The sequence below is a fragment of the Parabacteroides sp. ZJ-118 genome, from assembly GCF_011038785.1.
Taxonomy (GTDB): domain Bacteria; phylum Bacteroidota; class Bacteroidia; order Bacteroidales; family Tannerellaceae; genus Parabacteroides.
The window spans coordinates 1-1,149 of the sequence record NZ_JAAKDT010000109.1; the positions used below are offsets into that span (position 1 = coordinate 1).

Annotated in this window: 1 protein-coding gene; it reads left to right on the top strand. The window is 45.9% G+C overall.

From position 1 onward, the window contains the following. Positions 1 to 83: 83 nt before the first annotated feature. Positions 84 to 1,109, top strand: a complete 1,026-nt coding sequence (locus tag G7Y39_RS13400) for a hypothetical protein (RefSeq protein WP_165157924.1) — start codon at positions 84 to 86, stop codon at positions 1,107 to 1,109. The last annotated feature ends 40 nt before the right edge of the window (positions 1,110 to 1,149 follow it).

Here is a 1,149-nt window from a genome sequence, read left to right on the forward strand (position 1 = left end):
GAATATCGCCCTTTTTATATCAAACCTTATCTGTATGTGGGCAAGTTTCATTATCTTTGGTGCGAATCAAAAACCGAATCGATATGACATTAATCGCGAATCCTATTTATGACTCCGTCTTCAAGTATATGATGGAGGATGAGAGAGTGGCTAATATCTTGTTGTCTGCGTTGCTTAAGAAGGAGATCCGTGAGTTGCAGGTCCGTCAGCATGAGTACACGAATGTGCAACGGGCGACCATCTCCTTGTTCCGTATGGATTTCTCCGCAAAGATACTGGATGAGAAAGGGGAGGAGCATCTGGTCTTGATCGAGTTGCAAAAGACTTGGCTGCCGACCGAGACGCTTCGTTTCCGTCAGTATCTGGGTACGCATTACCTGAATAAGGAGAACGTCTGCAAAGGGACGGACTCGCAATATGGGTTGCCGATCATCTCGATCTATATCTTGGGCCATACGTTGGGCGAGTTGAAGGAGCCTGTCATTTATGTCCGTCGCCGTTATTTGGATTATGAGGATAACGTGATAGAGGGGAAAGACCGTTTCATCGAGAGCTTGACGCATGACAGCATTATCGTGCAAATCCCGTTCTTGCAAAAAAGGACTCGCAACCGGTTGGAGCGACTGCTCAATATCTTTGACCAGAACTGCCGGGTGAAGGGTGACGATCATTTGTTGGAAATTGATGAGAGCCTGTTTCAAGTGGAGGATGTACCGGTCTTGACCCGTTTGCTCAAGGCGGGGGTCGCTCCGGATGTCCGTCGCTCGATGGATGTGGAGGATGAGATCCTTTCGGAGATCGAGGCGCGTGATACGGTGATCATGCAAAAAGATCTATTGATCCAACAGAAAGAAGAGGCAATCCAACAGAAAGAAGAGGCAATCCAACAGAAAGAAGAGGCAATCCAACAGAAAGAAGAGATGATCCAACAGAAAGAAGAGGCAATCCAACAGAAGGATCAAGCGATTCAAGAACAGAAACAGGCTCTTCTGCAGAAGGATCAACTTATTCGAGGTATGATTCGAATGTTGGAACAAGATGGATTGAATGAGCGACAGATCGCGCAAAAGTTGGCTTTGTCTGTTGAACAAATCCAAAAATTGAAATAAGAAGGAAATAATCCCTACTTTTGCGAAGAACGGAATATGA

Bases quoted from the DNA above. Each gene is read 5' to 3' on its own strand.
- G7Y39_RS13400 (WP_165157924.1), top strand. From the start codon at position 84: ATGACATTAATCGCGAATCCTATTTATGACTCCGTCTTCAAGTATATG.